Source organism: Halapricum sp. CBA1109 (assembly GCF_009741825.1).
GTDB lineage: Archaea > Halobacteriota > Halobacteria > Halobacteriales > Haloarculaceae > Halapricum.
The window spans coordinates 1-2,019 of record NZ_WPCA01000238.1; the positions used below are offsets into that span (position 1 = coordinate 1).

At 69.6% G+C, this 2,019-nt stretch carries 2 protein-coding genes and 1 pseudogene; 2 read left to right on the top strand and 1 reads right to left on the bottom strand.

Going from position 1 to position 2,019, the window contains the following annotated elements:
• Window positions 1-184: 184 nt before the first annotated feature.
• Window positions 185-1,014: pseudogene (locus tag GJ629_RS15565) on the bottom strand (pantoate kinase).
• A gap of 80 nt (window positions 1,015-1,094) precedes the next feature.
• Here GJ629_RS15565 and GJ629_RS15570 point away from each other — a divergent pair.
• Both GJ629_RS15570 and GJ629_RS15575 read left to right on the top strand, forming a co-directional pair.
• A complete protein-coding gene (locus tag GJ629_RS15570; protein ID WP_157513823.1) occupies window positions 1,095-1,397 on the top strand; it encodes a UPF0175 family protein in 303 nt (100 codons plus the stop codon).
• A complete protein-coding gene (locus GJ629_RS15575; protein WP_157513824.1) occupies window positions 1,394-1,900 on the top strand; it encodes a hypothetical protein in 507 nt (168 codons plus the stop codon). Before GJ629_RS15570 ends, GJ629_RS15575 begins: the two co-directional genes overlap by 4 nt.
• Window positions 1,901-2,019 lie beyond the last annotated feature (119 nt).

Consider the following 2,019-nt stretch of genomic DNA (forward strand, 5'->3'; position numbering starts at 1 on the left):
ACGGCCGCGAGCGACATCCGCGCGCAGTGGTCCGCCGACACTCATTAGTGTTATTGTAGGTCAGTTTCGGTATCGAACCGCCCACCGGGAGGCGCACGCTGTTCGCCTCCCGAGCCCTGCGTCGTGTCAACTCCGCAGGACGAACTCGGGCGGTCACACCGGTAAACAGCTAGAATAAACACTATCAGCGTAGCCGCGCGCCGGCAGGGTCGACCCGGGTCCGCTCGGCGTCGTAGCCAGCGTCGGAGAGCCCCGAGTCGAGCGCGAACACCGTCTCGCCGAGCATCGCCATCGACGCCTCGCCGCCGCCGGTCGTCACGTCCCTGATGGTCTGTCTGACCCGCTCGGTCAGCAGGCCGGCCTCGCGGGCGAACCGCCGGCCGGCGTAGACGACCTTCTCGGGCCGGGGCTCGGAGACGACCGTCGAGAGCGCCTGTGCGCCGGCTTGGGTGAGCTTGTCCGTCTCGCCGCCGATGACGTCCTCGGTCGATAGCTCGCCGATGGTCGTGTACTCGATTCGCGGGCGGGCCGGCACGGCGTCGACGTAGTTGTGCTGTGGTCCGCCGGGGTGGATCCGGAGGGGCATTCCGCCAAGCGCCTGCCCGACCACGTCGCCAAGCCCCGTCCCGGCCTGGACCTCCGCGCCGTGGGCGACGGTGACGAGTTCGTTCGTCGAGAGGTCCCGCTGGAGGACGGCGTTGGTCGCCATCGCGGTGCCCAGCGCCATCGCGCCGGAGACGCCGAACCCGCGGCCCAGCGGCACGTCGCTCTCGGCGTGGACGGCCACGTCGCGTCTAAGGTGTCCAGCACGCGCTCGACGGCCCCCATTTCGACTGCCTCGCCGTCGAGCCACACCTGTCGGTCGGCGGCGTCGGTGACGGTCACCTCGACGCCGTCCTCGATTGCCAGTCCCGCGCCGCGGGACCCGGTCTTCGTCGGGTCGCCCTCCTCGTCGCGGTCGACGGTGAAGAAGGCCGTCACGTGTCCCGGTACGAACGCCGTCGCCTCGGTCATACCCACTGGAGGGTCCCCGCCGGCTAAAAACCGCCCGGTCGCCCGTAGCTTCAAGAGCGTCTGCACGCAACGGTTGGGCAATGCCCTCGATCAGCGCGCGCGTCGACGAGGAGATCGCCGAGGACGTCGAGGCTGTCGCCGACCTGCTCGGGGACGACGAGGAGGCGACGATCAGGAAGGCCCTCGCCGAGGGGCTGGCGACCCTCCGGATCCGGGTCGCCGTCGAGCGCTTCCAGACCGGCGAGGTGTCGGTCGGCGAGGCCGCCGCTATCGCCGACTGCACCGTCGCCGAGTGGCTCGAAATCGCCCACGAGAAGAACCTCACGACCCAGTACTCCCCCGAAGAGTTGGCCGACGACGCGGCCACGGTCACCGACCGATGAGCTTCGTCCACGTCGGCCCTACGGTGTTGTACGATCTGGGACAGATCGGCGAACTCGAGTTGCTGGAGTGGTTCGACGGTGCGCTCGTGATCCCCGAGGACGTCCGCGCGGAGATCACCATCGAACCGGCCCGGACGAACCTCGACCGCTTTCTCGACGAGTCCTCGGTCATCACGTCGGTCCGCCCGGAGGTCCGTCGGGCGGCCGCCGACGCCCTCGGTATCGACGCCGAGGGCTACCGTGCGGCGCTGTTGGGTGGCCTCTTCGACGACTCCGTCGAGGACCCGAGCGAGGTGCTGGTGCTCTCAGACGACCGTCGGTTGCGCGCGCTGGCCGAGGGTCTCGGCGCGGACGTGGCGGGCAGTTTCGCCGTCGTCGTCCGCGCGGCCGTCGCGGACAAGTACCTCACGCCCGATCAGGCCAAACGCATCGTCTCGCGGATGGACGACCACGGCGTCCAGTTGACGGGGCAGTTGCGGTCGCGGGCGATTGGAGAACTCTAGAAACCCACTTTTTCCGTCGAGGGGGTCGGCGGGGCCGACCCCCTCGTCTGCTCACGGGCGCGCAGCGCCCGTTCGCACGGTCGGGAGGGACGCCTGAGGGCGTCCCTCCCTACGCAAAA

Bases quoted from the DNA above. Each gene is read 5' to 3' on its own strand.
- GJ629_RS15575 (WP_157513824.1), top strand. From the start codon at position 1,394: ATGAGCTTCGTCCACGTCGGCCCTACGGTGTTGTACGATCTGGGACAG.
- GJ629_RS15570 (WP_157513823.1), top strand. From the start codon at position 1,095: ATGCCCTCGATCAGCGCGCGCGTCGACGAGGAGATCGCCGAGGACGTC.